The 26,976-nt window shown below is 72.3% G+C and carries 27 protein-coding genes; 14 read left to right on the top strand and 13 right to left on the bottom strand.

Annotated elements, in window-relative coordinates:
• Nucleotides 1-134 precede the first annotated feature (134 nt).
• On the bottom strand, nucleotides 135-530 hold the full coding sequence (locus tag WFH25_RS18695; RefSeq protein ID WP_336698975.1) for a hypothetical protein: 396 nt from the start codon (nucleotides 528-530) through the stop codon (nucleotides 135-137).
• Nucleotides 531-637: 107 nt separating this feature from the next.
• Here WFH25_RS18695 and WFH25_RS18700 point away from each other — a divergent pair, with 107 nt between their 5' ends.
• Nucleotides 638-3,211 (top strand): helix-turn-helix transcriptional regulator, encoded by a 2,574-nt coding sequence (locus WFH25_RS18700; protein WP_336698976.1) that lies wholly within the window; start codon nucleotides 638-640, stop codon nucleotides 3,209-3,211.
• Between the two features lie 376 nt (nucleotides 3,212-3,587).
• Here the strand turns inward: WFH25_RS18700 and WFH25_RS18705 are convergent, their stop codons facing one another.
• Nucleotides 3,588-3,950: a sterol carrier family protein gene (locus WFH25_RS18705; protein WP_071294508.1), complete on the bottom strand. Its 363-nt coding sequence runs from the start codon at nucleotides 3,948-3,950 to the stop codon at nucleotides 3,588-3,590.
• 57 nt (nucleotides 3,951-4,007) lie between these two features.
• On the opposite strand from WFH25_RS18705, the gene purD reads away from it, so the two are divergent.
• Both purD and WFH25_RS18715 read left to right on the top strand, forming a co-directional pair.
• Entirely contained in the window at nucleotides 4,008-5,276 is a 1,269-nt protein-coding gene (gene purD, locus WFH25_RS18710; protein WP_336698977.1) for a phosphoribosylamine--glycine ligase, read from the top strand.
• The gene (locus tag WFH25_RS18715) at nucleotides 5,273-6,142 is read left to right on the top strand and encodes a phosphoribosylaminoimidazolesuccinocarboxamide synthase (RefSeq protein ID WP_336698978.1); all 870 of its coding nucleotides are present in this window, start codon (nucleotides 5,273-5,275) and stop codon (nucleotides 6,140-6,142) included. Before purD ends, WFH25_RS18715 begins: the two co-directional genes overlap by 4 nt.
• Nucleotides 6,143-6,521: 379 nt before the next feature.
• Here the strand turns inward: WFH25_RS18715 and WFH25_RS18720 are convergent, their stop codons facing one another.
• Complete coding sequence (locus WFH25_RS18720; protein ID WP_336698979.1) at nucleotides 6,522-7,715, bottom strand: GAF domain-containing SpoIIE family protein phosphatase; 1,194 nt, start codon at nucleotides 7,713-7,715, stop codon at nucleotides 6,522-6,524.
• Between the two features lie 96 nt (nucleotides 7,716-7,811).
• On the opposite strand from WFH25_RS18720, the gene WFH25_RS18725 reads away from it, so the two are divergent.
• Nucleotides 7,812-8,135 (top strand): hypothetical protein, encoded by a 324-nt coding sequence (locus WFH25_RS18725; protein ID WP_070417010.1) that lies wholly within the window; start codon nucleotides 7,812-7,814, stop codon nucleotides 8,133-8,135.
• Nucleotides 8,136-8,246: 111 nt separating this feature from the next.
• Here the strand turns inward: WFH25_RS18725 and WFH25_RS18730 are convergent, their stop codons facing one another.
• The 3 genes from WFH25_RS18730 to WFH25_RS18740 form a co-directional block, all read right to left on the bottom strand.
• Nucleotides 8,247-9,062 carry a helix-turn-helix transcriptional regulator gene (locus WFH25_RS18730; RefSeq protein WP_336698981.1) on the bottom strand — a complete coding sequence of 272 codons (816 nt, stop codon included), beginning with the start codon at nucleotides 9,060-9,062 and terminating at the stop codon, nucleotides 8,247-8,249.
• Nucleotides 9,063-9,183: 121 nt separating this feature from the next.
• Complete coding sequence (lepB, locus tag WFH25_RS18735) at nucleotides 9,184-9,801, bottom strand: signal peptidase I (protein WP_336698983.1); 618 nt, start codon at nucleotides 9,799-9,801, stop codon at nucleotides 9,184-9,186.
• Entirely contained in the window at nucleotides 9,798-10,361 is a 564-nt protein-coding gene (locus tag WFH25_RS18740) for a hypothetical protein (protein WP_336698985.1), read from the bottom strand. The genes lepB and WFH25_RS18740 overlap by 4 nt, the downstream gene beginning before the upstream one ends.
• A 112-nt stretch (nucleotides 10,362-10,473) precedes the next feature.
• Between WFH25_RS18740 and WFH25_RS18745 the strand changes: the two genes are divergently transcribed.
• Nucleotides 10,474-11,343 (top strand): VOC family protein, encoded by an 870-nt coding sequence (locus tag WFH25_RS18745; RefSeq protein WP_336698987.1) that lies wholly within the window; start codon nucleotides 10,474-10,476, stop codon nucleotides 11,341-11,343.
• Nucleotides 11,344-11,385: 42 nt separating this feature from the next.
• Nucleotides 11,386-11,952: a GNAT family N-acetyltransferase gene (locus WFH25_RS18750; protein WP_336698989.1), complete on the top strand. Its 567-nt coding sequence runs from the start codon at nucleotides 11,386-11,388 to the stop codon at nucleotides 11,950-11,952.
• Nucleotides 11,953-12,030: 78 nt separating this feature from the next.
• Here the strand turns inward: WFH25_RS18750 and WFH25_RS18755 are convergent, their stop codons facing one another.
• Both WFH25_RS18755 and WFH25_RS18760 read right to left on the bottom strand, forming a co-directional pair.
• On the bottom strand, nucleotides 12,031-13,560 hold the full coding sequence (locus WFH25_RS18755) for a catalase (RefSeq protein ID WP_336698991.1): 1,530 nt from the start codon (nucleotides 13,558-13,560) through the stop codon (nucleotides 12,031-12,033).
• Between the two features lie 117 nt (nucleotides 13,561-13,677).
• Nucleotides 13,678-14,121 carry a Fur family transcriptional regulator gene (locus tag WFH25_RS18760; RefSeq protein WP_070417017.1) on the bottom strand — a complete coding sequence of 148 codons (444 nt, stop codon included), beginning with the start codon at nucleotides 14,119-14,121 and terminating at the stop codon, nucleotides 13,678-13,680.
• A gap of 83 nt (nucleotides 14,122-14,204) precedes the next feature.
• Between WFH25_RS18760 and WFH25_RS18765 the strand changes: the two genes are divergently transcribed.
• From WFH25_RS18765 to WFH25_RS18775, 3 genes are all read left to right on the top strand, one after another.
• Nucleotides 14,205-14,996: an aquaporin gene (locus WFH25_RS18765; protein ID WP_336698993.1), complete on the top strand. Its 792-nt coding sequence runs from the start codon at nucleotides 14,205-14,207 to the stop codon at nucleotides 14,994-14,996.
• Nucleotides 14,997-15,194: 198 nt separating this feature from the next.
• Nucleotides 15,195-16,502 (top strand): acyltransferase family protein, encoded by a 1,308-nt coding sequence (locus WFH25_RS18770; protein ID WP_336698994.1) that lies wholly within the window; start codon nucleotides 15,195-15,197, stop codon nucleotides 16,500-16,502.
• Nucleotides 16,503-16,552: 50 nt separating this feature from the next.
• On the top strand, nucleotides 16,553-17,464 hold the full coding sequence (locus tag WFH25_RS18775) for a cytochrome c oxidase assembly protein (protein ID WP_336698996.1): 912 nt from the start codon (nucleotides 16,553-16,555) through the stop codon (nucleotides 17,462-17,464).
• 222 nt (nucleotides 17,465-17,686) lie between these two features.
• On the opposite strand, the gene WFH25_RS18780 is transcribed toward WFH25_RS18775, so the two are convergent.
• Entirely contained in the window at nucleotides 17,687-19,327 is a 1,641-nt protein-coding gene (locus WFH25_RS18780) for a DHA2 family efflux MFS transporter permease subunit (protein ID WP_336698998.1), read from the bottom strand.
• Nucleotides 19,324-19,938: a PadR family transcriptional regulator gene (locus tag WFH25_RS18785; protein ID WP_071303488.1), complete on the bottom strand. Its 615-nt coding sequence runs from the start codon at nucleotides 19,936-19,938 to the stop codon at nucleotides 19,324-19,326. The genes WFH25_RS18780 and WFH25_RS18785 overlap by 4 nt, the downstream gene beginning before the upstream one ends.
• 144 nt (nucleotides 19,939-20,082) lie before the next feature.
• On the opposite strand from WFH25_RS18785, the gene purS reads away from it, so the two are divergent.
• The 4 genes from purS to WFH25_RS18805 are packed head-to-tail and all read left to right on the top strand — an operon-like array spanning nucleotide 20,083 to nucleotide 24,425.
• On the top strand, nucleotides 20,083-20,334 hold the full coding sequence (purS, locus tag WFH25_RS18790) for a phosphoribosylformylglycinamidine synthase subunit PurS (RefSeq protein ID WP_070417019.1): 252 nt from the start codon (nucleotides 20,083-20,085) through the stop codon (nucleotides 20,332-20,334).
• Between the two features lie 5 nt (nucleotides 20,335-20,339).
• The gene (gene purQ / locus WFH25_RS18795) at nucleotides 20,340-21,035 is read left to right on the top strand and encodes a phosphoribosylformylglycinamidine synthase subunit PurQ (RefSeq protein ID WP_031263015.1); all 696 of its coding nucleotides are present in this window, start codon (nucleotides 20,340-20,342) and stop codon (nucleotides 21,033-21,035) included.
• A 47-nt stretch (nucleotides 21,036-21,082) separates the two neighbouring features.
• Entirely contained in the window at nucleotides 21,083-23,464 is a 2,382-nt protein-coding gene (gene purL / locus WFH25_RS18800) for a phosphoribosylformylglycinamidine synthase subunit PurL (protein WP_229085404.1), read from the top strand.
• Nucleotides 23,465-23,504: 40 nt separating this feature from the next.
• Nucleotides 23,505-24,425: a 2-hydroxyacid dehydrogenase gene (locus WFH25_RS18805; protein WP_071294462.1), complete on the top strand. Its 921-nt coding sequence runs from the start codon at nucleotides 23,505-23,507 to the stop codon at nucleotides 24,423-24,425.
• Nucleotides 24,426-24,441: 16 nt separating this feature from the next.
• Here WFH25_RS18805 and WFH25_RS18810 read toward each other — a convergent pair whose 3' ends face one another.
• Genes WFH25_RS18810 through WFH25_RS18820 form a run of 3 tightly spaced genes read right to left on the bottom strand, consistent with a single transcriptional unit; the run spans nucleotide 24,442 to nucleotide 26,289 of the window.
• Nucleotides 24,442-24,855 (bottom strand): GNAT family N-acetyltransferase, encoded by a 414-nt coding sequence (locus tag WFH25_RS18810; RefSeq protein ID WP_071294461.1) that lies wholly within the window; start codon nucleotides 24,853-24,855, stop codon nucleotides 24,442-24,444.
• Nucleotides 24,856-24,865: 10 nt separating this feature from the next.
• Nucleotides 24,866-25,969: a lactonase family protein gene (locus WFH25_RS18815; protein WP_336699000.1), complete on the bottom strand. Its 1,104-nt coding sequence runs from the start codon at nucleotides 25,967-25,969 to the stop codon at nucleotides 24,866-24,868.
• Nucleotides 25,966-26,289 (bottom strand): chorismate mutase, encoded by a 324-nt coding sequence (locus WFH25_RS18820; RefSeq protein ID WP_070417024.1) that lies wholly within the window; start codon nucleotides 26,287-26,289, stop codon nucleotides 25,966-25,968. The genes WFH25_RS18815 and WFH25_RS18820 overlap by 4 nt, the downstream gene beginning before the upstream one ends.
• Before the next feature lie 112 nt (nucleotides 26,290-26,401).
• Here WFH25_RS18820 and WFH25_RS18825 point away from each other — a divergent pair, with 112 nt between their 5' ends.
• Entirely contained in the window at nucleotides 26,402-26,806 is a 405-nt protein-coding gene (locus WFH25_RS18825; protein WP_083295407.1) for a DUF1304 domain-containing protein, read from the top strand.
• The last annotated feature ends 170 nt before the right edge of the window (nucleotides 26,807-26,976 follow it).

Raw genomic sequence — 26,976 nt, forward strand, 5'->3', positions numbered from 1 at the left:
GGCGGCGTGGTCTGGTGGGGGGGGCCGCCCCACCCCCCGCGCGGGGGCGGGGGCCCCCCCCCCCCCCCCCCGCCCGGGGGGGGGGGGGGGCCCCCCCCCCCCCCCGCGCCTCCAGTCCGTTCGTCCGGTCGCGTCTACCGCGCCTGGTCGCCGTGGTCTTCGATCTCGCCGTCCACCGTCTCGGGCGGCAGCTCGACCTCGACGCGCTCCGCCGTGAGACGAGCCGCACGGCGCGAGAACACGCGGTCCAGGACGACGGCGACGACCGCGCCGACGAAGGCGCCGATCGTGACGCCCCACAGGCTGAAGTACCCCACCAGGCTGCCGAAGCTCGCGGTCTCCTGCGTGTCCCCGCGGTCGATGTTCATGGTGAGCGACACCACGATGAGCGTCGCGATGAAGCCGAGCACCGCACCGCCCACGATGAAGACGCCGAACTTCGGGGCGCGACGGATCGTCACCTCGTCGGAGGAGGAGACGGCGTTCGGCGCCGGAGCCGGTCGTTCGTCGGGTCGATCGGTGTTGCTCACGGTCCCATTGTCCCCCACTGTGGGACGTGCTCCGGTCTGTGCGGCCAGGTCGATCCAGGAGAGGATGGTCCCTACCGATCGGTATCCACGGGGAGGAGGTACGGCAGATGCGCGAACGGACCACTCGTGGTTCCCGGATCCCGGCGCGGATCGGCTGGCCGATCCTCCAGCGTCGCGAGGAGGACCGAGCCGTCTCGGTCGTCGCCGAGCACCGGTGGAGCGTCGCACTCGTCGGGGCTCCCGGTCTCGGCAAGAGCTCGGCGGCGGTGCGGGTCACCGACCGCGTCTCCGGGCGTGACTCCTCCGGCCGCACCCTCGTCGTGCCGATCACCGCCGTCGCCGCCAGCCGCTCGATGCCGTTCGGCGCGGTGGCCGAGCGCTTCGGGGAGCTCCCCGGGTCGCTCGCCGAGCTCGTCGGTGCCGGGGGTGCCGAGCAGCGCCTCCGCGAGAGCGAGGAGCTCACCGATCGTGACGTCCTCCTGCGCGTGGACGACGCCGACCACCTCGACGCGATCTCGGCGCGGTACGTGGCGTGGCTCGTCCGCGAGCAGGGCGCCCGTCTCGTGCTGACGTGCCGCGACTTCACCGCGCTCCCCGAACCCCTGCGCGCCCTGTGGCAGGACGACCTGCTCGAGCGCATCGACCTCGAACCGCTCGACCTGCACGAGACCTCGTCGCTCATCGCCGAGGCGCTCGGTGCCCAGCTCGAGACGGCGTCGGCGGAGCGGGTGCACCGCGCCACCGCCGGCAACCCGCTCTACATCCGCGAGGTCGTCCGGTCCGCGCTCGCCTCCGGTGCCCTCGACCAGACCGCGACGGGCTGGTACTGGCGGGGCCGGGTGACGGCGTCGAACAGCCTCGCCGACATGTACCGGACCGAGCTCGGCTCGCTGCCGGAGGACCTCCGCGACGTGGTCGACATCGTCGCACTCGCGGACCCGATCCCCCTCGCGCGGCTGATCGGGCTCGTCAGCGGCGGGGACGTCGACCGGGTGGTGGCGCTCGGCCTCGTCCGCATCGACTCGCTCGACGACGGTGCCGCAGTCGTCCGTCCGTCGCACCCGCTCGTCGGCGAGGTCGTCCGGGCACTCGTCCCGGTCGCCCGGCGCACGGCGCTGTTCGCCCGCGCCAACGCGTTCCGCACCGACCGCCCCGAGGGCGCCCCGCCGGCCGCCCGGCTCCGTGCCGCACTGTGGTCGCTGGAGTGCGGCGTGCTGCCCCCGGTCGACCAGCTGCTCGACGCCGCCCAGGTCGCCGTCCGGCTGCAGGAGCACGAGAGCGGCATCGCCCTCGCCTCGGCGGCCCTGCGCACCACGCTCAGCCCGAGCGAACGGGTCGCCGCGCACTGCCTGCGGTCGCTCGCGCACTCGTACAGCACCGGTCGCGAGGCCGGTCGCGTCGATGCCGAGGCCGCCTGGGCCGTGGTGTGCGCGGCCCCGACCGAGGTCGACGACCACGCCGTGATCGAGGCGTGCGAGACCCTCGCGAACATCCGACAGTTCCACGACGACGACGTCCTCGCCGCGGTGGCCCTGACCGACGTCGCCGCACGGTTCGTCTCCGGCGACGCCGTCGAACGGCTCCGGCTGCTGCGGCTCGCCCACCTCGGCTGGGGCGGCAGCTTCGACGAGGTCCGCGCCGAACTCGAGCGCTCGGGCATCGTGCACGCCGCGACGGTGCCGTTCGCCTTCCTCTGCCTGGCGCCGTGCGCGGTGATGGCCCTCGCGACCGGGGGCCGACTGGACGAGGCGGCGGCGTTCGGCCGGGCCTGCCTGGCGACCGCGGTCGAGCACCTCGAGGACGCCCCCTGGAGCGTCGGCGAGATCGTCTCCGTGCTGCACCAGCTGCAGGTCTGGCGGGGCGACATCGCCGACCTCATCACCGAGGTCCCGGTCCGCCGGTCCAGCCCCTACCTGAAGTACGACTTCACGCTCGAGCTCATCGGCGAGGGCAACCTCGCGCTCGGCCAGCGGCGCTGGGACGACGCCATCGCCGCGTTCTCCGCCGCCTGCGAGCGGTACGACGTGGCGGACCACGGCGGGTTCGCGGCCTACCCGTGGGCACGGCTCGCGATGTCGTACGCCTACGCCGGCCGCGCCGAGGAAGCCTCAGCAGCGCTCGAACGCGCCCGGTCGACGCCGCTCCGGGCGATGCGGATCATCGGCGAGCAGATCGCGGTGACGATCGCGTGGACCGAGGCCGTGCTCGGCAACCCGGCGGGCCTGCGGCACGCGGACGACATCATCGAGCGCGGGACGGCGAGCGGGTCCTGGACGCACGTCATGTACGCACAGACGCTGCACTACACGAACGACATGCTGAACGGGCGGGACTCCGCCGCGTCCCTCGAACGGATGCGCGACGCTGCCACCCGGGTCGACGGACCGCTCGCGGGAGCCATCGTCGAGTACGCCGAGGCGATCCGCGCCGACGAACGGACCCGGATCATCGCGGCCCAGGGCGTGCTCGCGTCGCACGGGATGGCGGTGTCGGCCGGACGGGTGAAGCCGCCGCTGACCAACCGCGAGTACGAGGTCGCCGAGCTCGCCGCACAGGGCATGAGCAACCGCCGCATCGCCGAGGTGCTCGGCCTCAGCGTGCGCACGATCGACGCCCATCTGTCGCGGGTGTTCACGAAGTGGGACCTGCACGCGCGCACGGAGCTCGCCGAGCTGCTCTGATCGGCGAGTCGTCCGGGCGCAACCGCGCCTCCGGAAGCCGCAGGTTCGTTGCGGAATGCAGCACGACTCGCCGGAACGGTTGACAGGATGTACGGAATGTCGCGTACCTTTGACCCTGTCGCCGGGTTCGGACCCGTTCGGGTCGGGTCCGAATCCCGGCGACTTCTACGGTATTCGCCGGGTCGGTGACGTCACATCAGTAGGTACTACCTAATTCGGTGAGGCCGTCTAAGTACTTGCGTCCGTATGGACCAGGAGGCGCGGGGCGGGCTGGCACCGTTCCTCCCGTCCGGCACACGCGACCGTCTGCTGGCTGCTCCACGACCGTCTGCTGTCCCGCTTCGGGGCCGTCTGCTGTCCCGTGTCGGCGGCCGTCTCAGACGGCCAGACGCACCGGCAGGAAGTCCGTCAGGTCCGCACGTGACCCGGACGCGCTGACGCGCGACTGCGCGACGGCCTCGTCCCAGCGCAGCTCGCCGGTGGCGAGCGCGAGCCACGTCGCCGCGTCCGTCTCGACCACGTTCGGCGGCGTCCCACGGGTGTGTCGGGGACCGGGGACGGCCTGGACCGCCGCGAACGGCGGGACCCGCACCTCGACGCTGTTGCCGGGCACGTCCTCCGCGAGGCGCTGCAACGACCACCGCACCGCGGTCGCCAGGGTCGGCCGAGCGGTGGCCCCCTGCTGCACGGCGGTGAGCGCGGCGCGGCCCTCCGCGTCCTCGATCCTCCTGGGTGGCATGTCCACAGGCTAGCCGTCGCATCGCAACGGGCGAGTCGGGATCGGTAGGGTGATCGGGTGCGAATCCTCGTCCTCGGTTCCGGTGCCCGCGAGCACGCGATCATCACGGCCCTCCTCGCGGAGCAGGCCGGTCACGTCATCACCGCAGCGCCGGGCAACGCCGGCATCGCGGCCGACGTCGAGACCGTCTCGATCGACCCGACGAACGGTGCCCTCGTCGCCGAGTACGCGCTCGAGAACGGTGTCGAACTCGTCGTCGTCGGTCCCGAGGCGCCGCTCATCGCCGGTGTCGCCGATCCGGTCCGCACGCGGGGCATCCCGGTGTTCGGTCCGAGCAAGGCCGCCGCGCAGCTCGAGGGCTCCAAGGCGTTCGCGAAGCGGATCATGTCCGAGGCGGCCGTGCCCACCGGGCGCCCGGTGTACGCCGGCACCGTCGACGAAGCCGTCGCCGCGATCGACGAGCTCGGCGCCCCCTACGTGGTGAAGGCGGACGGGCTCGCCGCCGGCAAGGGCGTCCTCGTGACCGAGGACCGCCAGGCGGCGATCGACCACGCCACCTACTGGCTGCAGCACGGCCACGTCGTGGTCGAGGAGTTCCTCGACGGTGAAGAGGTCTCCCTGTTCTTCCTGAGCGACGGGCACGACGTCCGACCGCTCAGCCCCGCACAGGACTACAAGCGACTGGGCGACGGCGACGTCGGGCCGAACACCGGTGGCATGGGCGCGTACTCGCCGCTGCCCTGGCTCGCAGACCGCTGGGCGTCCGAGCAGGCCTTCGTGGACGAGGTCACCGACCTGGTCGCACTCCCCACCGTCCGCCGGCTCGAGCACGAGGGCACGCCGTTCGTCGGCCTCCTGTACTGCGGGCTCATCGTCACCGAGCAGGGCGTCCGGGTCATCGAGTTCAACGCGCGCTTCGGCGACCCGGAGACCCAGGTCGTCCTCCCCCGCCTGGCGACCCCGCTGAGCGGGCTGATGCTCGCCGCGGCCACCGGGCAGCTCGGGGGCACCCCGGCGCCGTCGTTCCGCGACGAGGCCGCCGTGACGGTCGTGCTCGCGAGCGAGGGCTACCCGGAGAACCCGCAGACTGGTCGGCCGATCACCGGGATCGACACCGCGAACGCGCGCGAGGGGGTCTCCGTCGCGCACGCCGCCACCGGGGTCCTCGACGACCAGCTCGTCGCGACCGGCGGGCGGGTGCTGAGCGTCGTCGCCACCGGGTCCTCCTTCGCCGAGGCCCGCGACCGCGCCTACGCCGGCCTGGGCGACATCACGCTCGAGGGAGCACAGTTCCGCACCGACATCGCCGCGAAGGTCGCCCGATGAGCCCGGCGCCCGTCCTCGACGGCTGGCAGCACGTCTCCTCCGGCAAGGTCCGCGAGCTCTACGTCCCCACCGGCACCGCCGACGTCGCGAGCGCCACCGAGCTGCTCCTCGTCGCGTCCGACCGGGTGAGCGCCTACGACTTCGCGCTCGAGCCGCCGATCCCGGGCAAGGGCGAGCTCCTCACCCGGCTGTCCCGCTTCTGGTTCACCCAGCTCGCCGACGTGCCGAACCACCTCATCGCGCCGTCCGCCGGCGGGACCCCGGTGCCGTCGTGGGTGGCGTCGCGCTCCATGCACGTCATGCCGCTCGAGATGTTCCCCGTCGAGTGCGTCGTCCGCGGGTACCTCGTCGGCAGCGGGTGGGCCGAGTACCAGCAGTCCGGCAGTGTCTGCGGCGTGCCCCTCCCCGCCGGTCTGTCGAACGGCGACCAGCTGCCCGAACCGATCTACACGCCGGCGTACAAGGCGCCGCAGGGCGAGCACGACGAGAACATCTCCTTCGAGCAGACGGTCGACCTCGTCGGGTCCGACGTCGCGACGCAGCTGCGGGACCTCTCGCTCCGCGTCTACTCCGAGGCGGCGGCGATCGCGCTCGACCGCGGGGTGGTCATCGCGGACACGAAGTTCGAGTTCGGGCGCGATGCGTCGGGGCAGATCCGGATCGCCGACGAGGTCCTGACGAGCGACTCCAGCCGCTACTGGGACGCCCGGTCGGGGAACCGCACGGAGTCGTTCGACAAGCAGATCGTCCGGGATTGGCTCAGCGCGAACTGGGATCGGCAGGGGACGCCGCCGGTGCTGCCCGAGGCGATCGTGGCGCGGACGGCCGAGCGCTACCGCGAGCTCATCGAGCGCCTGGGCGCGTAGCGCCCCGCGCGGGCGCGGGCGCGGGCGGCGCCGCGAGGCCGCGAGCGGGCGCAACACGCCGCTCACGTCCGCCGAGGGCGCACGAAGTGCCGCCCGCCGACGCCGAGCGCGACAGAACGTGCCCTCTCGGCGCGCGACCCGAGCGCCCGCCGGCGCCGAGCGCGACAGGACGTGCCCTCTCGGCGCCTGACCCGCGCGCTCGCCGGACGGGAGGCGCGGTGCCAGGCCGACCCGCGCCTCCAGGCCGCACGCGCGCCGGGCGCCCCCGCGAGGGGGCACAACACGCCGCTCACGTCCGCCGGGGGCGCACGAAGTGTCGCCCCGCGGCGCCGAGCGCGACAGATATTGCCCTCTCGGCGCGCCGCCCCCGCCCGCCGCGTCAGTCGCGCGCGACGACCACGACCGTCAGGTCGTCCCCCGGGTCGTGCGTCACCGCACGCGCCCGCACCCGCCCGAAGAACACGTCGAGCTCCGGCGCGTCCCGCCACATCGCCCCGAGCGCACCGAGGGACGCGAGCGTGGAGTCCCACAGCTCGAGCGCCCCGTCGCTCACGACGATGAGGACGTCCCCGCGCTCCAGCTCGAGCGTCCCGGTGACCCGCGCGGCACCGACCGGGTGCAGCCCGATCGGCAGGTCGTACGAGCGCAACACGGTCTCGGTGCCGTCCGCGTGCAGGTGCAGCACGAGACCGTGCCCCGCGTCGGTGAACTCCATCCGCCCGGTCGAGGTCGTCAGGCGGCCGTGGAACAGCGTCGCGAAGGACTCGGCACGACCGAGGTCCGGGGCGACCTGGGCCTCGAGCGCCGCCACGGCATCGCGGGAGGACGAGGTCCCGCGGGCGAGCAGCGCACCACGGATGGTCGCGGCGAGGAGCCCGGCGGACATCCCCTTCCCCATGACGTCGGCGACGGTCACCGAGAGCGACGCCCCGTCGACGTGCCAGTCGTGGAAGTCACCGGACACGACCCCGTGCGGCTTGGACATGCCGCCGACGCGGTACCCGGGCAGGTCGACACCGGCTGGTTCGAGTCCGGCGAGCACCGAGCGGAGACGGTCCTCGTCGGCGCCGGCGGCGAGCTCGCGCTCCGCCCACACGCCGAGCTCCTGCAGCAGCGCGAGGTCGTCGTCGTCGAGCGTGCGCGGTGACGGGTCGATGAGGCAGAGCGTGCCGACCTTGACGTCGTCGTCTCCCACCCGCAGGGGCACCCCGGCGTAGAACCGCACGTTCGGGTCGTCGACGACCATCGGCATGTCCGAGTACCGGACGTCGGCGCGGGCGTCGGGGACCACGACGGGGCCGTCGACCGCGAGGGTCCGACCGCAGAACGTGTCGTGCAGCGGGATGGTCGGGCCGAACACCGTGTCGCTCTGCTGCGACTTGATGAAGACCTCGGACTCCCCCGCGAGGTTGAGGAACGAGCCGGTGACGCCGAACGCCTCGCGCGCGATCCGCGTGATCCGTTCGAAGCGTTCCTCGGGCCCGCCCTCGACCACGTCCAGCGCGGCGAGGAGCGCTGCCCGCCGGACGGCGTCCGTGGCGGGTCGGTCGGAGACGACGGGCTCGTGGTGCATGCACCAACGCTAACGCGCCTACCGGACAGTGGCCGTCCCCAGTACGGAGGACGCGCGCGGTCCCCAGGGTCCGTGGCGCGGCGTAGCCTTGCCGACGTGCTCCGACGTGTCGCCCCCGTGTTCGTCCTCGGCGTCGCCGCGGTCCTGACGCTCACCGGCTGCGGTGCGCACGACTCCACCGGGCAGCTGTCCGTGACCGTGTCGGCCAACGCCGCGGACCACCCCTACGAGGTGAAGGTCTTCACCGCCGAGACCGGGAAGCTCTCCGAGCACCAGCGGGTGTTCCCGGGCGGCACCGCGGACTTCGCCGGGGTTCCGCTGGGCAAGGTGACCGTGCGGGCGAACGAGCTCTGCCCGCAGGAGGCGACCGTGTCGAACGGCGAGGTCGCGACGGTCACGCTGACGACGACGGGCTGCTGACGCACAGGAGGGGGGGGGGGGGGGGGGGGGGGGGGGGCGCGCCCCCGCGCGGGGGGGGGGGGGGGGGGGGCCCCCCCCCCCCCCCCCCCCTCCTGGACGGGGTCCGGCTGGTCAGCCCTCGGAACGGCCCGACCGCCGGAGCGTCTGGTGCGGACTCTCGCCGAACCGCTGCCGGTACGAGGCCGCGAACCGGCCGAGGTGCGCGAAGCGCCAGCGCCGGGCGATGTCGCGGACCGTCACGACCCCGCCCCGGCGGGACGTGAGTTCGAGGTGCACGCGGTCGAGACGGACCTCGCGGAGGTAGCGCATCGGCGTCACGGCGAGGCGGCGGCGGAACAGGTCCTGCAGACCCCGTTCGCTGAGCTCCGCGCCGGCGGCGATGTCCGCGACCTCGAGGTCTTCGTCCGCGTGGTCGTGCACGAAGCGGATGGCGCGACGCAGTCGGTGCTCGACGTCGGAGCGGGAACGGGTGAACGTCGACAGCACGACCGTGGCCACCCGCCGGTTCAGCGCTGCCCGCTCGGTGGCGTCGAGGTCGGGGTCGAGGATGCGGTCGGTCACCTCGCGCAACAGGGTCAGCAGGGGCTCGACGCCGGGGTCGGGGGCGTCCGGTTGCACGAACTCCGACGGCTCCTCGGCGTCGCCGAGCATCGCGGGCGCGACGTGCAGGAGCGTCATCGCGGTCGCGTCGGTCTCGAACGCGTACGCGACGGGTGCCGACAGCATCATCGGTCGTCCGGGCCCGACGTCCCACTCGCTGCCGTCGTCGGCGGTCAGCGTCGCCCGGCCGTTGGCGAGCACGAAGACGACGTGGTCGGGGCGGGGGCCGATCGTGCCGGCCTGCGGCCCACCGGTGCGGATCTTCCGGAGGGAGACGTGCTCGTCGCCGCCGGAACGGTAGTCGAACGGCTGGTCGGAGGACGTCACGAGAGCCTCCGTTCGACGATCCGCGCGCCGGGTCCGGCGGGCCACCGAACGCTACCGTGACCGTCCGGCGCACGCGAGACCCCCGTCCGCGTCGCGCAACGGGTCGGCCGTTCGCCGTCGATCACGGGTCCGGGACCGCGTCCCAGACGTCGCCGTGCCGCGACAGCACCGTCCACCGCGACACCGGCCAGGTCGTGACGAACGCCCGACCGACGACGTCCGACACCGGGACGGTCCCGTGCGCCCGGGAGTCGGCGGAGTCGTACCGGTTGTCGCCCATCACCCAGAGCCGGCCCTTCGGCACGGTCACCGAGAAGTCGGTCAGCGCGACCCGGTCGGAGCCGGGCTGCAGCACGACGTACGACTCGTCGACCGCGTGACCGTTCACCGACAGGCGCCCCTGTGCGTCGCAGCACGACACGGTGTCGCCGGGCAGGCCGATCACCCGCTTGATGAGGTCGTTCCCCTGCCCGGGCCCGAGCCAGCCACCCGGGTCCTCGAAGACGACGACGTCGCCGCGTCGGAGCGGCACCACTCCGGGGACGAGTTCGTTGACGAGCACCCGGTCGCCGACCAGGAGCGTGTTCGCCATCGACAGCGAGGGGATGAAGAACGACCGGACGAGGTACGACTTCACCAGGAAGGACGCCAGGAGCGCGACGACCACGATGATCGCGAGGTCACGGAGGAACTTCCAGCGGGCACGCCTGCGGGGCTCGGGGACGGCTTCGTCGCTCAATGCGTCAGCACCACCTTGACGACACCGATGACGAACGCGACGGCGGCGAGCACGATGCCGCCCCAGAGTCCGAGGAACGTCGGCCGCTTGCCGCTGAACCGCTGCATGAACACACCGACCATGCCGATGCGGACCACGAGGATCACGAGCGCGGCCGTCTGCGCCCACGACGCGGGCAGCCAGCCGATCCACGCGACGGCGTACAGCACCGCGGGGATGAGGCCGGACGTGGCGATCGGGTTCGCGTTGCGGACGATGGTGACCACGGACTCGCGACGGACGTCGTCGGACGCGTCGTCGTCCCCGAGCCCGTGCGCGACCAGGTGCGACAGCACGTGCGCGAGGTACGTGAGCACCGCGGTGCCGAGGACCGCCAACACCGCCGAACCGTGGTGGATCGCGGCGGGGTCGACCGCGATCGCGGCGGCGAGCACGGTGATGTTGCCGTAGACGTACGACGACATCCGGTCGCGCAACTGCTCGATCGGCAGGTCGCGGCGGTCCGGACGGCCACCCCGGCGGCCGCCCGCTCGGTCCGGCAGTCGTCGTGTGCGTGGCATCCCTCCATCTTGGCCCTGCCCGGGGCCGCGCAGCCGACAGGACACCGAGTGCGATGGCACGCGCCACGCTCATTTGGTTGACGCGTCAACCAAATGAGCGCAGACTGGTCGCATGACCACGCAGGACCTCCTCGCCGCCGACACCTCGATGGGCGCCGTGACGCTCCGGGTCGCCGACCTCGACCGCATGATCGGCTACTACCGCGACGGCGTGCGGCTGTCCCTCCTGTCGAACGAGGGCGGTGTGGCGGTGCTCGGGCGGGGCACGACCCCGATCGTCATCCTCGAGCACGCGCCGTCGATGCAGCACGCCGGGCCGCACGACGCCGGCCTGTTCCACACCGCGATCCTGTTCGACACGAAGGCCGACCTGGCCGCCGCGCTCTACTCCGTCGCGACCCGGTACCCGCAGACCTTCACGGGCAGCGCCGACCACCTCGTCAGCAACGCCTTCTACTTCTCCGACCCCGAGGGCAACGGCGTCGAGCTGTACTGGGACCGCGACCGCACCGAGTGGTCGTGGACGCACGGCATGGTCGACATGGCCACCATCTCCGTCGACCCGAACGCCTTCCTGCAGGAGCACCTCACGCAGGACGCCCTCGACGGCGCAGCAGCACGCCCCGGACGTGTCGGCCACGTGCACCTGTCGGTCGGGGACGTCGCCACCGCCGAGGAGTTCTACGTCGACCGGCTCGGCTTCGCGACCACGGCCGGTTGGGGTGAGGCGCTGTTCGTCAGCGCCGGCGGCTACCACCACCACATGGCGATGAACACGTGGAACTCGCGCGGGGCCGGACGCCGCCAGCTCGCGCTCGGACTCGGTCTCGTCCGGATCGAGGTCCCCGGCGCGGACGACCTCGGCGCCCTGGTCGAGCGGATGCACGACTCCGGGGTGCGGTCGGCGGACGACGGTCGGACGGTCGCCTTCGAGGACCCGTGGGCGAACCGGATCGAGGTCACGGCGCCGGGTCGCGGCTGACCCCACCGCACCGGGACGGACGGTCTCCGGCAGGATGGACCCGTGACTGAGGACATCCGGTGGGAGGTGGTCGAGGAGAGCACGCTGTCGCTCCCCGACCACGAGGCGATCGCAGCGCTCCTGGGGCAGGCGTTCCCCGACTGGTCGCACTGGTACGTGGGCGGCCGCAGCTGGGCGGGCATGCAGCCCGAGCGGCGCGTGCTCGCCCGTGACGCCGACGACGTCGTCCTCGCCCACGTCGGGATCCGCCGGATGTTCATCAGCGTCGGCGGCCGGGACGTGCTCGTCGGCGACACCGGCCTCGTCGCGGTGTCGCCACGACTGCAGGGCACCGGCAAGGGCCGCGACCTGATGGAGCGTGCGCACGCTGTGCTCGAGGGGCTGGCGGTGCCGTACGGGTTCCTCGGCGCCGGCGAGAACCGGGTGCCGTTCTACGCGAACCTCGGCTGGCACGTGTTCGACGACGTCGTCGCGGACTACACGGCGTTCACGGCCGAGGGCGCCGGGCTGCCGATGACCGACCAGGGCGGCTGGATGGTTCTCCCCGTGGCCGAGCGGCTCGAGGACTGGCCGGCCGGCCCGATCTGGCTGAACGGCCAGCAGGTCTAGGACGGGACGACAGACGGGAGGCGGGGGGGGGGGGGGGCCCCCCCCCCCCCCCCGCCTCCCGTCTGGTGAGAGCGGGGCTTACGCCTCGACCGCGACCTTCTCCGGGTCCTCGTTCGAACCGGGCGCGCTCGGCGTGACCGCTGCGCGCACGCGCGCGCCGAGGTCGGCGTCGACGTTCGTCCAGTAGGCGAACACCCGCTCGCGCAGGTCGTCGCGCGTCACCTTCGAGACGTGCCCGGCGATGTTGCCGACCAGGCGCTCACGGGCGGCGTCGTCGAGGACCTCGCGCACCAGGGTGCCGGCCTGACCGAAGTCGTCGTCCTCGGGGTGGAGGGTCGCGGCGGAGCGCTGCAGCGCGCCGTCGGACTCCCAGCCGGGGGTCTCGTCGGTCGCGTCCGGGTCGGCGTGCGCACCGCCGAGGGAGTTCGGCGCGTAGACCGGGACCTCGGACTTCTGGAAGTCGAAGCGCATCGCGCCGTCCTTCGAGTACGAGTGCACCTCGTTCTTCGGGGCGTTCACGGGCAGCTGCGCGTGGTTCGTGCCGACGCGGTAGCGGTGCGCGTCCGCGTAGCTGAAGATGCGCGCGAGGAGCATCTTGTCGGGGCTCGCCGCGATGCCGGGGACGAAGTTCGAGGGGGCGAAGGTCGCCTGCTCGATCTGCGCGAAGTAGTTCTCCGGGTTGCGGTTGAGCTCCATCGTGCCGACCTCGATGAGCGGGTAGTCCGCGTGCGGCCACACCTTCGTCAGGTCGAACGGGTTGAAGCTGTAGCCCTCGGCGTCGGCGTAGGGCATGACCTGCACCTTGAGGGTCCAGCGCGGGTTGTCGCCGCGCTCGATGGCCGCGTGCAGGTCACGGATGTGGAAGTCCGCGTCCTCGCCGGCGATGCGGTCGGCATCCTCCTGCGTCAGGGTCTTGTGGCCCTGCTCGGTGAGGAAGTGGTACTTCACCCAGAAGCGCTCGCCCTCGGCGTTGATCCACTGGTAGGTGTGCGAGCCGAAGCCGTCCATCTCGCGCCACGACGCCGGCAGACCGCGGTCGCCCATCAGCCACGTGACCTGGTGGGCCGACTCGGGCGACAGGGTCCAGAAGTCCCACTGCATGTCGTGGTCGCGCAGGTGCGAACCCGGCAGGCGCTTCTGCGAGCGGATGAAGTCCGGGAACTTGATGCCGTCGCGGATGAAGAACACGGGGGTGTTGTTGCCGACGAGGTCGTAGTTGCCGTCCTCGGTGTAGAACTTCAGCGCGAAGCCGCGCGGGTCGCGCCAGGTGTCCGGGGAGCCCTGCTCGCCGGCGACGGACGAGAAGCGGGCGAGCATCTCGGTCTGCTTGCCCGGCTGCAGGAACGCGGCACGGGTGAACCTGCTGATGTCCTGCGTGACGGTGAAGGTACCGAAGGCACCGCCGCCCTTGGCGTGGACGACCCGCTCCGGGACGCGCTCACGGTTGAACTGGGCGAGCTTCTCGACCAGGTAGTGGTCGTGCAGCGCGAGGGGGCCGTCGGCGCCGACACCCATGGAGTGCTGGTCGCTCGACACCGGCGCGCCGGAGTTGGTGGTCGTGGTGGGGGTGCCGGCCGGCTGGCCGGGCGTCGTGTTCTGGTCGGACACGGTTCCTCCTTGGGTGGAACGGTTGGTTCGGTCAGGGGTGCTCGGGTTGCTCGTGGTCCCGGTTCGGTGCCGGGAGCGGGAACGACTGCGGTCGTCCCCGGGTCGGGGTGTCGGCGGTCAGGCCGGGACGGCCACGGTGTCGTCGCGTTCGGCGGCGGCACACTGTTCGCAGATGCCCCAGTAGGTGACCTCGGCCGTGGTGACGGCGAAGCCGTGCGTCTCGGACGGGGTGAGGCAGGGCGCGTGGCCGACGGCGCAGTCGACGTCCTCGATCGCGCCGCACATCGTGCAGACGATGTGGTGGTGGTTGTCGCCGGTCCGTCGTTCGTACCGGGCGGGGCTGCCCGCGGGCTCGATGCGCCGGACCAGTCCGACGCCGGTCAGTGCTGCGAGGACGCCGTACACCGCCTGGTGGCTCGTGGTGGGCAGCTCGGCGGCGAGCGCGGTGACGATGTCGTCGGCGGTCGCGTGCGGCATGGTCTCCGTCGCGCGGAGGACCGCCAGGCGTGGTGTCGTGACCCGGAGACCGGAGGCGCGGAGCAGGTCGGCGTCGACGTCCATGCTGAGCCTTTCTTTTGCAGAGATCAAGACAACACGGCCACTGTACACCAGGCGATCCGATGGTCGAGCGCGAACGGTGGGTCATGACAGATGCACCACCAGTCACTCCCGTCCCCGCCGCGCTCCCCGCCCGCCTCGTCGCCGAGGCCGCGGGGACCTTCCTGCTCGTGTTCGCCCTCGTCGGCGCCGCGACCTCCACCGCCGTGTTCCCCGACGAGCACAACACGCTCGGGATCGGGCTGCTCGGGGTCGCGCTCACCCTCGGCCTCGTGGTGATGATCGGCGCGAGTGCGTTCGGTCCCGTCAGTGGCGGCCACTTCAACCCCGCGGTGACGATCGGCCTCGCGGTCGCCGGCCGGCACCGGTGGGCGGACGTCGGCCCCTACGTCGTCGCCCAGTTCGTCGGCGGCACGGCCGGGGCTGCGGTCCTCGTCCTGTTCGCCGGACTCGGACCGGCCACCGCCCTGCAGAGCACGCTCGACGGTGGCTTCGCCTCGAACGGCTTCGACGCGCAGAGTCCCGGCGGTTCCACCCTGCTCGGCGTCGCCCTCGCCGAGACGATCGCGACGGCCGTCTTCGTGACGGTGATCCTCCGCGTGACGGGTGCCCGCGGGAGCGCGGTCCCGGCGCCCGTGGTCATCGGCGCGACCCTCACGATCCTGCTGCTGACGCTCATCCCGATCTCGAACGCGTCCCTGAACCCGGCGCGGTCGTTCGCCACCGCGGTGTTCGCGGGGCCGGACTGGCTCGCGCAGTGGTGGGTGTTCCTGGTCTTCCCCGTGCTCGGCGCCGTCGTCGCGGGAGCGGTCGGTCGGATCGGACCGACGTCACGCGCGGACGACGCGACGGTGGAGCCCGACGCACCGCGGGCCTGAGCCGACCCGGGGCGCGGGCGGGCCGGGCGACCGGCGCGACCCGCGCCTCCCGGAGCTCGTCCGCAGCGGCGCGACGTGCGGGACGCATGCCGGACGCATGCCAGTCGCATGCCCCTGGCGGAATACGATGTGTCACGATCCGGTCGCGATCGGCTGGAACGACGCTGGGAGGGCGGGAACCCGCGCTACCGTCCCGGCATGTCCATGCAGCAGGGCCTGCCGCAGCAGGCGCACAGCGCTCAGGACGTCCGGGGGATCATCGCGCAGCGGGACCTGGTCGTCGACCTCATCCGGACGGCCTGCGTCGTCCTCGTCGTCTTCGTGCACGTCACGATGGTCGGTGTCGCCGCGGGGGCGGACGGCATCGCGGTGACGAGTCCGCTCCAGGAACTCCCCTGGTACGTCGCCGCGACCTGGATCGGCCAGGTGATGCCGCTCTTCTTCGTGGTCGGCGGCTTCGCCAGCGCCGTGGGGTGGCGTTCCACGGTCGCGCGGGGCGGCGGCGCGCGGGACTTCGTGGCGACGCGACTCGTGCGGCTGTTCCGGCCGGCGATCCCGCTCTTCGCGGTGCTCGCGCTCGGGCTGGGCGTCGCCACGCTGCTCGGCACGCCGCCGGAGCTCCTCGCCGAGGTCGCGTTCGGCATCGGCTCCCCGCTCTGGTTCCTCGCCGCGTACGGGATCACCCAGTGCTGCGTGCCGGTCATGATGCGACTCCACGAACGCGCTCCATGGCGCACGCTCGGCGCACTGCTCGTGCTCGCCGCGGCCGTCGACGGCGTGCGGTTCGCCACCGGGACGGCAGCGGTCGGTCTCCTCAACCTCGGCCCGGTGTGGCTCTTCGCGCAGCAGCTCGGCTTCCTCTGGGCCGACGGCTGGTTCGCCCGACGATCGCGCGTGCTGCTCGTCGCCGTCGCCGTCGCCGGGTACGGCGTGCTCGTGCCCCTGACGTCGATCGGGCCCTGGGCTCCGGACATGCTGCAGGACCTCAACCCGCCGATGCTCCCGCTCGCCGTGCTGGCCATCGCCCAGGCCTGCCTCGTCCAGGTCGTGCACGCCCCGCTCACCCGGCTGATGCGCACCCGCGCGGCCCAGGGCGCCGTCTTCCTGCTCGGCCGGGACGGGATGACGATCTACCTCTGGCACCTGCCGCTGTTCATCGCGCTGAACGGGGTCGCCCTGCTCGTCGGCGTTCCGTTCCCGGCGCCGGGGTCGCCGACGTGGTGGGCGACCCGTGGGGTGGCCCTCGTCGTCCTCCTCGCAGTCGCCCTCGGCACCGCCCGGGTGCTGCGCCGGTTCGACCGGCCGCTCCCCCGGCTCGTCCCCGGCACCGATCGCCCGGCCTGGCCCGTGCTCGCCGTCGCGGCGCTCTGCACGATCGGGCCGGCCTTCGCGGTGATGCAGCTGCACCTGTCGGTCGGGGTCGCCCTGCTCGGTGCACTGGCCGTGCCGGTGGGGGTCCGGCTCCTGACGAGGACCGTGCCGACCCGGAGCGCCGCCCGGATCTGAACCGGTTCTCACCTGCAGGGGCTGCTCCGGGGCGTGTGCCGGGCGGAGGATTGTCGTCGGCCGCACGATCCTCGAGGAGGCACCCCACGCCGTCGACACCCGAGTTCTGGAGCACGTGGCACCTCGACCCGCTCGCGGCCGTCCTCATCGCCGTGGCCGCGGTCACCTACGGCTGGTGGGTCGTCGGTGCCGCCAAGCGGGGCACCCGGTGGCCGTGGTGGCGGACGCTCGCCTTCGTCGGGGCGCTCGTGCTGTTCGGCATCCTGCAGTTCGGGATCGTCGGCATCCACGACCAGGACCTCCGCTGGGCGTTCGTGCTGCGGTTGGCCCTGCTCTTCTTCGCGGTCCCCACCTTCGCCGCGTTCGCCGCGCCCGTCTCGTTGCTCCGCTCGGGAGGCCCGGATCGCCTCGCGCAGGCAGCCTCCGCAGCGCTCGCATCGCGTCCGGCACGGGTCCTCGGCAACGCGGTCGTGTCGCCGCTGATCGCCCTCGCGCTGTTCTGCGTGCTGCTCACCCCGTTCTCGGCGACGATCCGCGAGTCCCCGGTCTGGGCGACGGCGATCACGGTGTTCGTGCCGATGCTCGGGTTCGCCCTGCTGACCCCGCTGTCCGAGCCGGGGATCCTCCGCTCGTCGACGTTCGTCACGATGGAGTTCCTGCTCGCGTTCGTCGAGCTCATGGCGGACGCGATCCCGGGCATCGTGCTCCGGATCACGAACCACGTGCTCGACGGATCGGTCACGGCGGCGGTCGGGCAGCCGTGGTTCCCGTCGCCCCTGCGCGACCAGCACCTCGCCGGGGACCTGCTGTGGTTCATCGCCGAGGTCGCGGACGTGCCGGTGCTCATCTCGCTGTTCATCCGGTGGCAGCGGTCCGATCGCCGCGAGGCCCGCACCGTCGACGCCCTCACCGACGAGGAGATGGCGGAGCTCACCCGGGCGCACCTGCAGCGCCGCGGGTGACGCGGGGGGGGTCGGGCTGCCGACTCGGAACGACATCGCCGATGTCGTACGACGTCGACCATGTCGCTGCCGCGCGGCCGCAACCGTTGCACGCGCGGACGAACGACACCACCGATGTCGTACGACGACGACGATGTCGTTCCGCGGCGCACCGGCCCCGCGCCCCGCACGCGACGGAGCCCCGCGCCGCACGAGTGCGACACGGGGCTCCGGGGCTCCGGGCTAGGCGTCGGCGTGCCGCCCGTGGTGGTCGGTCGCGGCGAGCTCGGCCTCGGCGGTCTCCGGCGCGGGTGCCGCGGCGTGGACACCGTGACGCTGCTCGGCCCCCACCACGCTGCCGTCGGACGCAGACGCGGGCGACCCGTCGGACGTGCCGCCGGTCTGCTGCCACGCCACGGTCTGCTTCGGCTTCGCCAGGAACAGCGCGGCGACGATCCCGATGCCGAGCACCACGGCGGGCAGGACGAGCGACTGCCCCATGGCGGTGGCGAACGGCTGCTGCAGGAAGGCCGGGAGCGCCCCGACCTGCTGCTCCGCACCGCCGGCGCTCGTGCCGCCGGTGGACGCCGGGAAGTTGGCCGTGATCCGCGCCTCGATCAGCGCCGCGATGCCGGCCGAGCCGAGGACGGCACCGATCTGCCGCGTGGTGTTGTAGACGCCCGAGCCGGCGCCGGCGAGCTTCGGCGGCAGGTTGCGCGTCGCGGAGACCGAGAGCGGCCCCCACATGCAGGCGTTCGCGAGGCCGAGGAGCGTCGACGGCAGGAGCACCCAGCCCCAGTCGGCACCCGATGCCAGGAGCGACCCGAACCAGAACAGCGCGCCGGAGAAGCAGGCGAGTCCGAACGCCGCGACCCAGCGGAGGCTCCACCGGTTGAGGTTCTTGCCGACGAGCGGGGCGAGGCCGGCCGAGAGCACGGCCTGCGGGACGAGGAGCAGCGCCGCCTGGGTCGGGCTGAACGTCAGCACGTCCTGCGCCCAGAGCATGATCGGCAGGGCGAACGACGAGATGGCGACGCCGACCGCGGTGATGGCGATGTTCGCGAGCGTGAAGTTCCGGTCCTTGAAGAGGCCGAGCGGCAGGAGCGGCTCACCCTTCTGCACGCCCTGCCACACCACGAAGGCGATGAGCACGACGATGCCGGCGATGATGAGCGACCAGACCGAGATCGGGCCGGTGATGGTCCCCCAGTCGTAGGTCTCGCCTTCCTGGATGCCGAAGACGAGCAGGAACATGCCGACGGCGCTCAGGACGATGCCGAGGGTGTCGAAGCGGTGCCCGTGCCGGTCGAACGACGGGACGAAGCGCTGCGCGAGCACGAACGCGACCACACCGACCGGGACGTTGACGAAGAAGATCCACTCCCAGCCGAAGCCGTCGACGAGCAGGCCGCCCACGATCGGGCCGACGAGCGAGGCGACACCGGCGACGGCACCCCAGAGGCCCATCGCCGCGCCGCGGTTCTGCGGCGGGAAGATGCGCGTGATCACGGCCATCGTCTGCGGCGTCATCATCGCCGCACCGAGCCCCTGGACCACACGGGCCACGATGAGCACCTCGATCGAGCCGGCGAGCCCGCACCAGAGGCTCGAGAGCGTGAACACCACGAGCCCGATCTGGTACATGACCTTCGGGCCGAAGCGGTCACCGAGCCGGCCGGTGATGAGGAGCGGCACGGCGTAGGCGAGCAGGTAGGCGCTCGTCACCCAGATGACGGAGTTGATGCTGGCGTCGAGCTTCGCGGCGATGGTCGGCGTCGCGACGGACACGATCGTCGAGTCGACGAGGATCATGAAGAAGCCGACGACGAGGGCCCAGAGGGCCGGCCACGGCTTCTTCTCGGTGGTGGTCGAGACGGAGGTCATCGAGTGGGTTCCTTGCTGTTCGTGGTGGTGCCTGTGTCGGTGGGGACGGCCGGGCCGTCCCAGGGGATGTCGCCGCTCGCGATCCGGTCGGCCGCGGCGTCGAGCCACTCGATCTGCGCGGTGAGCATGGCACGGACGTACGACACGTCCAGCCAGAAGCGGTCCGCGAGACGCTTGGCCTGGAGGCCCGTGGCGGCTTCGTCGTACTGCTCGCGTTCCGTCCGGAGTGCGCGGGCGCGGGCGCGCAGGGCGGTCGCCGCGTCCTCGGCGCTCAGGTTGTCGACGTGGGAGACCGCGAGTTGGAACTCCGGGTACTCGTCGGCGGGCTCGGCGATCATGCGGCGGAGGCCGTCCTCGAGCGCGGTGCGCCCGTGGTCGGTGATCGCGTAGGTGGTGCGTTCCGGTCGGTTGCCTTCTCGCGCGGTGCCGAGCGCCTCGGCGTAGCCGAGGTCCACCAGGCGACCGATCTGGTGGTAGAGCGTGCCCGGTCGGACCTTGACGTTCTGGTCCTCGCGACGCTGCAGCATCGTCTGGAACATCTCGTAGGGGTGCATGGGCGACTCCGCGAGGAGCCCGAGCGCGGCGAACGCGAGGGGCGTGAGCGACGCCATCCGTGCCTCCTGGACTGGTCCGTACCGATTATTCCAAGTGGAATGTACGCCTTCGAACAACCGAGCGCAAGCGCGTCCGACGCGCCGCGCGCGCCCCGTAGACTGTTCGCGTCCCACCCATCCCCGAAGTGCTGGAGTGAACACGTGCCAACGATCGTCGTCGAGGTCATGCCGAAGGCCGAGATCCTCGACCCCCAGGGCAAGGCGGTGGGCAACGCCCTCGCCCGTCTCGGCAAGGCAGACCTGACCAACGTCCGCATCGGCAAGCGCTTCGAGGTGGCCGTCGACGGCCCGGTCGACGACCAGAAGCTGGCCGAGGTCCGCGAGATCGCCGCCGACGTCTTCTCCAACGCCGTCATCGAGGACGTCGTGTCCGTGACGGTCGAAGGCGAGTGACACCGGTGCGCATCGGCGTCATCACGTTCCCGGGCTCGCTCGACGACCGCGACGCCCAGCGCGCGGTCCGTCTCGCCGGCGCCGACCCCGTCGCGCTCTGGCACGGCGACCACGACCTGCAGGGCGTCGACGCGATCGTCCTCCCCGGCGGGTTCTCCTACGGCGACTACCTGCGCGCCGGTGCGATCGCGGCGAAGGCCCCGATCATGGCCGAGGTCATCGACGCCGCCGGCAAGGGGATGCCCGTGCTCGGCATCTGCAACGGCTTCCAGATGCTCGCCGAAGCGCGACTCGTCCCGGGCGCGCACACCCGCAACGCGCACCAGCAGTTCATCCGGCGCGACCAGAAGCTCCGCGTCGAGACCACCGCCACGGCGTGGACGAGCGGCTTCACGGCCCAGCAGGAGATCACCATCCCGCTGAAGAACGCCGACGGCCGCTTCGTCGCGGACGCCGACGAGATCAAGCGCATCGAGGACAACGGCCAGGTCGTGTTCCGCTACGTCGGCGTGAACCCGAACGGGTCGATCGACGACATCGCGGGCGTCTCCAACGAGCGCGGCAACGTCGTCGGCCTGATGCCGCACCCCGAGCACGCGACGGAGCCCGGGTTCGGCCCGGACACCCCCGCGGCGATGGCCTCCGGCACGGACGGCCTCACCTTCTTCACCTCCGTGATCGAGTCGACGCTCGTCAAGTGACGACCACGCCGACGAACACGACTCCAGTGACAGGGAACGACACCACCGTGACGACACACGTCCGCCCGAAGCCCGACACCGTCCAGGACGCCGCAGCCACGCCCGACAAGGAGCAGCCGTACGAGGCGCTCGGGCTGAAGGCCGACGAGTACGCGAAGATCCGCGAGATCCTCGGCCGCCGCCCCACCTCGGGCGAGCTGGCGATGTACTCCGTGATGTGGTCCGAGCACTGCTCGTACAAGTCCTCGAAGAACTACCTCCGGCAGTTCGGCAAGAAGGTCACGCCGGAGATGACGAAGAACCTCATGGTCGGCATGGGCGAGAACGCCGGTGTCATCGACGTCGGCAACGGCTGGGCGGTGACCTTCAAGGTCGAGTCGCACAACCACCCGTCCTACGTCGAGCCGTACCAGGGCGCCGCGACCGGTGTCGGCGGCATCGTCCGCGACATCATCTCGATGGGTGCCCGCCCGGTCGCCGTGATGGACCAGCTCCGCTTCGGCGCGATCGACCACGAGGACACGCAGCGCGTCGTCCACGGTGTGGTCGGCGGCATCTCGTTCTACGGCAACTGCCTCGGCCTGCCGAACATCGGCGGCGAGACCTACTTCGACCCGGTGTACCAGGGCAACCCGCTGGTGAACGCCCTCGCGGTCGGGGTCCTCCGCCACGAGGACCTGCACCTCGCGAACGCCTCGGGTGCCGGCAACAAGGTCGTGCTCTTCGGTGCCCGCACCGGTGGCGACGGCATCGGCGGCGCGTCGATCCTGGCCTCCGACACCTTCACCGAGGGCGGCCCGACCAAGCGTCCCGCCGTCCAGGTCGGCGACCCCTTCGCCGAGAAGGTCCTCATCGAGTGCTGCCTCGAGCTGTTCCAGAAGGAGCTCGTCGAGGGCATCCAGGACCTCGGTGCCGCCGGCATCTCGTGCGCCACGAGCGAGCTCGCGTCGAACGGCGACGGCGGCATGCACATCTCGCTCGACGACGTCCTGCTGCGCGACCCCACGCTCACCGCCGAGGAGATCCTCATGTCGGAGAGCCAGGAGCGCATGATGGCGGTCGTCCGCCCCGAGAAGCTCGACGAGTTCCTCAGCGTCGTCGGCAAGTGGGAGGTCGAGACCAGCGTCCTCGGCGAGGTCACCGGCACCGGCCGGCTCGTCATCGACTGGCAGGGCCAGGAGATCGTGAACGTCGACCCGCGCACGGTCGCCGTCGACGGCCCGGTCTACGACCGCCCCGTGGCCTACCCGACCTGGATCGACGCGCTGCAGGCCGACTCGGCTGCATCGCTCGACCGCCCGGCCGACGGCCCCGCCCTCAAGGCGCAGTTCCTGCAGCTGCTCGGCTCCCCGAACCTGGCGTCGAAGAACTGGGTGACGAACCAGTACGACACCTACGTGCTCGGCAACACGGCGCTCTCCTTCCCCGACGACGGCGGCATGATCCGCGTCGACGAGGAGACCGGGCTCGGCGTCACGATCGCGACCGACGCGAACGGCCGCTACTGCCAGCTCGACCCGAAGCAGGGCGCCCGGCTGGCCCTCGCCGAGGCGTACCGGAACGTCGCCGTCACCGGTGCCGTCCCGGCCGCCGTGACCGACTGCCTGAACTTCGGCTCCCCCGAGAACCCCGAGGTCATGTGGCAGTTCTCCGAAGCGGTCGAGGGGCTCGCCGACGGCTGCATGGAACTCGGGATCCCGGTCACGGGCGGCAACGTGTCGTTCTACAACCAGACCGGCACGACCCCGATCCACCCGACCCCGGTCGTCGGTGTCCTCGGCGTGATCGAGGACGTGGCGCTGCGCGTGCCCTCCGGCTGGCAGGACGACGGCCACAACATCTACCTGCTCGGCACCACGTCGCTCGAGCTCGACGGGTCGGCCTGGGCCGGCACCGTGCACGGGCACCTCGGTGGCCGTCCGCCGGCGGTCGACCTCGAGCGTGAGAAGGCCCTCGCGGACCTCCTGCACGCCGCGGCGAACGAGCAGCTGCTCACGAGCGCCCACGACCTGGCGGACGGCGGCCTCGGCCAGACCCTCGCCGAGTCGGTGCTCCGGTTCGGGCTCGGTGCCCGCGTCGTGCTCGACGAGCTCGAGGCCCGCGACGGCGTCGACACCGCCACCGCGCTGTTCTCCGAGTCGACCGGCCGCGTCATCGTGACCGTCCGGCGCGAGGACGACGTCCGCTTCCAGGGCCTCTGCGACGGCCGCGGCTTCCCGGTGCTCCGCATCGGTGTCACGGACGCCACGAGCGGGTCGCTCGAGGTCCAGGGTGCGTTCGAGGCGACGATCGACGAGCTGCGCGGCACCCACGGCGCCACGCTCCCGAGCCGGTTCGGGGACGTCATCGTCGAGGACGTGACCGAGGGCTACGTCGGTCGGGGTCCGCTCGACGACCACGGCTCGTTCTCGCCGCGGACCGACTCCTGAACGGGTCGGACCGGAGCGCCACGACGACGGGCACCGACTGATGCCCGTCGTCACCCTGCCGTTCCGTGGACTCGTCGATCGCTTCGGCCCCGTGCCGGAGGGCATCGAGCTCGACGTGTGGGACGTCGAGGCACCGTACGGACGCCCCGACGACGTGGCCATCGCGTTCCTGCCGTTCTACTTCGGTGGGCGGCACCGGTGGCAGTACGTGCACGACCTGCCGAACCTGCGGCTCCTGCAGCTGCCGAGCGCCGGGTACGAGCACGCGGTCCCGCACGTCCCCGGCCACGCGCAGCTCGCGAACGGCCGCGGCATCCACGACGACGAGACCGCCGAACTCGCGGTGGGGCTCGCGCTGACGTCACTGCGCGAGCTCGGGGCGTTCCAGGCCGACCGTGCGAACGGCGTCTGGGACGCCCGGACCACCCGGTCCCTCGCCGACCGTCGAGTGACCGTGGTCGGCTACGGCGCGATCGGGTCCGCCATCGCGACCCGCTTCGAGGCGTTCCGCACCGAGGTCACCGTGGTGGCGCGGACCGCGCGTGAGCAGGACGGCCGGCAGGTCCACGCGTTCGGCGAGCTCCCGGAGCTCGCCGCGACCACCGACGTCCTGGTGCTCATCGCCCCACTGACGGACGAGACCGAACGGCTGGTGGACGCCGACCTGCTCGCCGCGCTGCCCGACGGCGCCCTCGTGGTGAACGTCGCCCGCGGCAAGGTCGTCGACACCGATGCCCTCGTCGCCGAGCTGCGGTCCGGACGGCTCTCGGCAGCGCTCGACGTCACCGATCCCGAACCGCTGCCGGACGGGCACCCGCTCTGGACGACGCCGAACACGGTCCTGACGCCGCACGTCGGCGGCAACACGGACCTCAGCGTGCCGCGGTCGATCGAGCTGATGCGCCGTCAGGTGGCCGCGCTGGCCGAGGGCCGACCGTTCGAGAACGTCATCGAGTCCTGACCACCCGGCCGGCCGGTCAGTCGGTCAGCAGCGCCATCCCGAGGCTCGGTGCCACGTCGTCGAAGCCGAGCGACCGGTAGAGCCGCTGCCCGGGCGGGTCGCCGACGAGGGTGACGTACGCGCCACGGGGTGCCCGGGAGCGGATGTCCGCGACGAGCCAGGCGACCACCGCACGACCGATCCCCCGGCGTTGGTGCGCCGGGTCGGTCGCGATGTCGGCGATGTGGAAGTACCAGCCGCCGTCGCCGATCGTCCGGCCCATCGCGACGGGCCGCCCGTCGGGATCGAGGACGTGGCAGGCGGACCAGCTGCCGGCGATCGCTCCGGCGCCCTGGTCGGCGTTCTTCGGCGTCAGGCCGGAGTCACGGCGCAGCCGGAGGTAGTCGTCGAGGGGAGGTGGGCCGGGGACGAGGGTGTAGGACGCGTCCATGGGGTCGGTCTCAGACCGGCACGACGACCGGGACGACGCACGCCGGCGTGCCGACCGCGATCTGCGCGACGGCCTCGCCCGGGACACCGTCTTCGCCGAGGGGCAGGACCGCGATCGCGTCGGACATCTGGTTCGCCACCAGCAGGTAGCCGGGCACCCGTGCGAAGTGCCGGGGCCACACCCCACCGGAGGACGCCGAGCCCACGAGCGACAGCCCGCCGTCGGATGCGTCGAGCACCACCACGAGGTCGCGCCCGCGCACCGCGACGTACACGCGCCCGGCGTCGTCGACCTCGATGTGGCTGAGGAGCGACTCGCCGACCTCGCCGGTGAAGGTCGCCGCGGAGGCCACCGACACGAACGACCCCGAGCCGTCGCGGCGGAGGCGGTGGACCCGGCCGTCGAGCTCACCGGCCACGATGAGGTCGCCCTCGTACCAGGCGAGGTGCCGCGGTCCGACACCCGGGGTGACGTGGTGGACGCGGACCTGCTCGATGGTCGGGGCGTCCGTGATCCGGAACTCGTGCAGGGCGTCGCCGCCGAGGTCCGCCACGAGCACGGTGCCGTCCGGCGTCGCGGTCGACTGGTGGGCGTGCGGGCCTTCTTGCCGGTCCTCGACGGGGCCGGTGGCGTCGGGGAGGACCTCGATGACGAGCGCCGACGCGGGCACCGTCACCTGGTCGTCGCTGCCGTGCGCGCCGACCAGCCCGTCGCTGCCGAGCACCGACGCGGCGTGCGACTCCGCTGCGGCGAGCGAGACCGCCGTGACGGTACCGGAGACGTAGTTGGTGACGACGAGCGCACCGGACGGGTCGACGCGCACGTGGCACGGGGCGTCGCCGCCGGCCGGAGCGTCCCAGAGGTGCTCGAGCGACGAGCCGCCCAGGCGGAAGGCCGAGACACCGCCGTCGGCCGTCTCGGACACGGCGTAGACCCGGTCACCGGAGACGGCCAGGAACGACGGGTCGTCGATGACCGCGACGGTGCGAGCGGTCGGCGCGCCGCCGTCCGCAGCCCCGACCGGTCCGCCGGGCACGATCGAGATGCCCGTCGCGTTCCCGCCGCCGGTGGCCGTGTACGAGCCGACGAGCAGCGTCGGGAGCGCGTCGCTCACTCGTCGCCGCCGGCGATCTGCTCGTGGTGGTGGATGACCTCGGCGACGATGAAGTTCAGGAACTTCTCCGCGAAGGCGGGGTCGAGGTGCGACTCGGCGGCGAGGGAGCGGAGTCGTGCGACCTGGATCTGCTCGCGCCCCGGGTCGGCCGCCGGCATCCCCGCTGCTGCCTTGAGGTAACCGACCCGCTGGGTGTACTTGAAGCGCTCAGCGAGCATGTGGATGACCGCGGCGTCGATGTTGTCGATGCTCTGGCGGATGCTGGCCAGTTCGGCGACGGCCGCCGGGTCGTACTGGGGCGTGGTGTCGTCGTCGCTCATGCCCCGAGCCTAACGGCCGCGACCGCTCGGCAGGTGTCGGTTACGTCGGCGGCCGGCGACCGGAACCTGAGCGGGAACTGAGCACGCCTTCGGAACTGCGAGAATGGGGACCATGTCGGTCCTGCTCGTGATCTCGTGCGTGTTCGCGGTCCTCGCGGGCCTCGTGCACGTGTACATCTTCTTCCTCGAGTCCGTCGCGTGGACGAGTCCCCGCGTGCGGAAGATCTTCGGGCTGTCGTCCGAGACCGAGGTCCAGGCCACCCGCTCGATGGCGTTCAACCAGGGCTTCTACAACCTGTTCCTCGCGATCGGCGCGATCCTCGGTGTGGTGCTCGCTGTCACGGGCAACGGGGCCACCGGTTGGACGCTCGTGGTGTTCTCGACGGCGTCGATGCTCGGTGCCGCCGTGGTCCTGCTCGGGACGGGTCGCCGGTACCTCAACTCCGCGTTCGTGCAGGGGTCGTTCCCGCTGATCGCCCTGCTCTTCGCGTTCCTCGGTTCGACGTTCGGAGCCTGACCGCAGCGTCCCGACGGGCCGGACGCCGGCCCGTGACGCGACCACAGGACGACGGGAGGCGCGGGGGGCGCAGGGCCCCCGGCCCCCCGCGGGACCCCACCGGGGGGCGGCCGCGCGGGCCCCCCCGCGGGCCCCCCGCGTGGCCGGGGACCACTGCCGCCCCATCGCGA

It is taken from the genome of Curtobacterium sp. USHLN213, from assembly GCF_037144815.1.
Taxonomy (GTDB): Bacteria; Actinomycetota; Actinomycetes; order Actinomycetales; family Microbacteriaceae; genus Curtobacterium.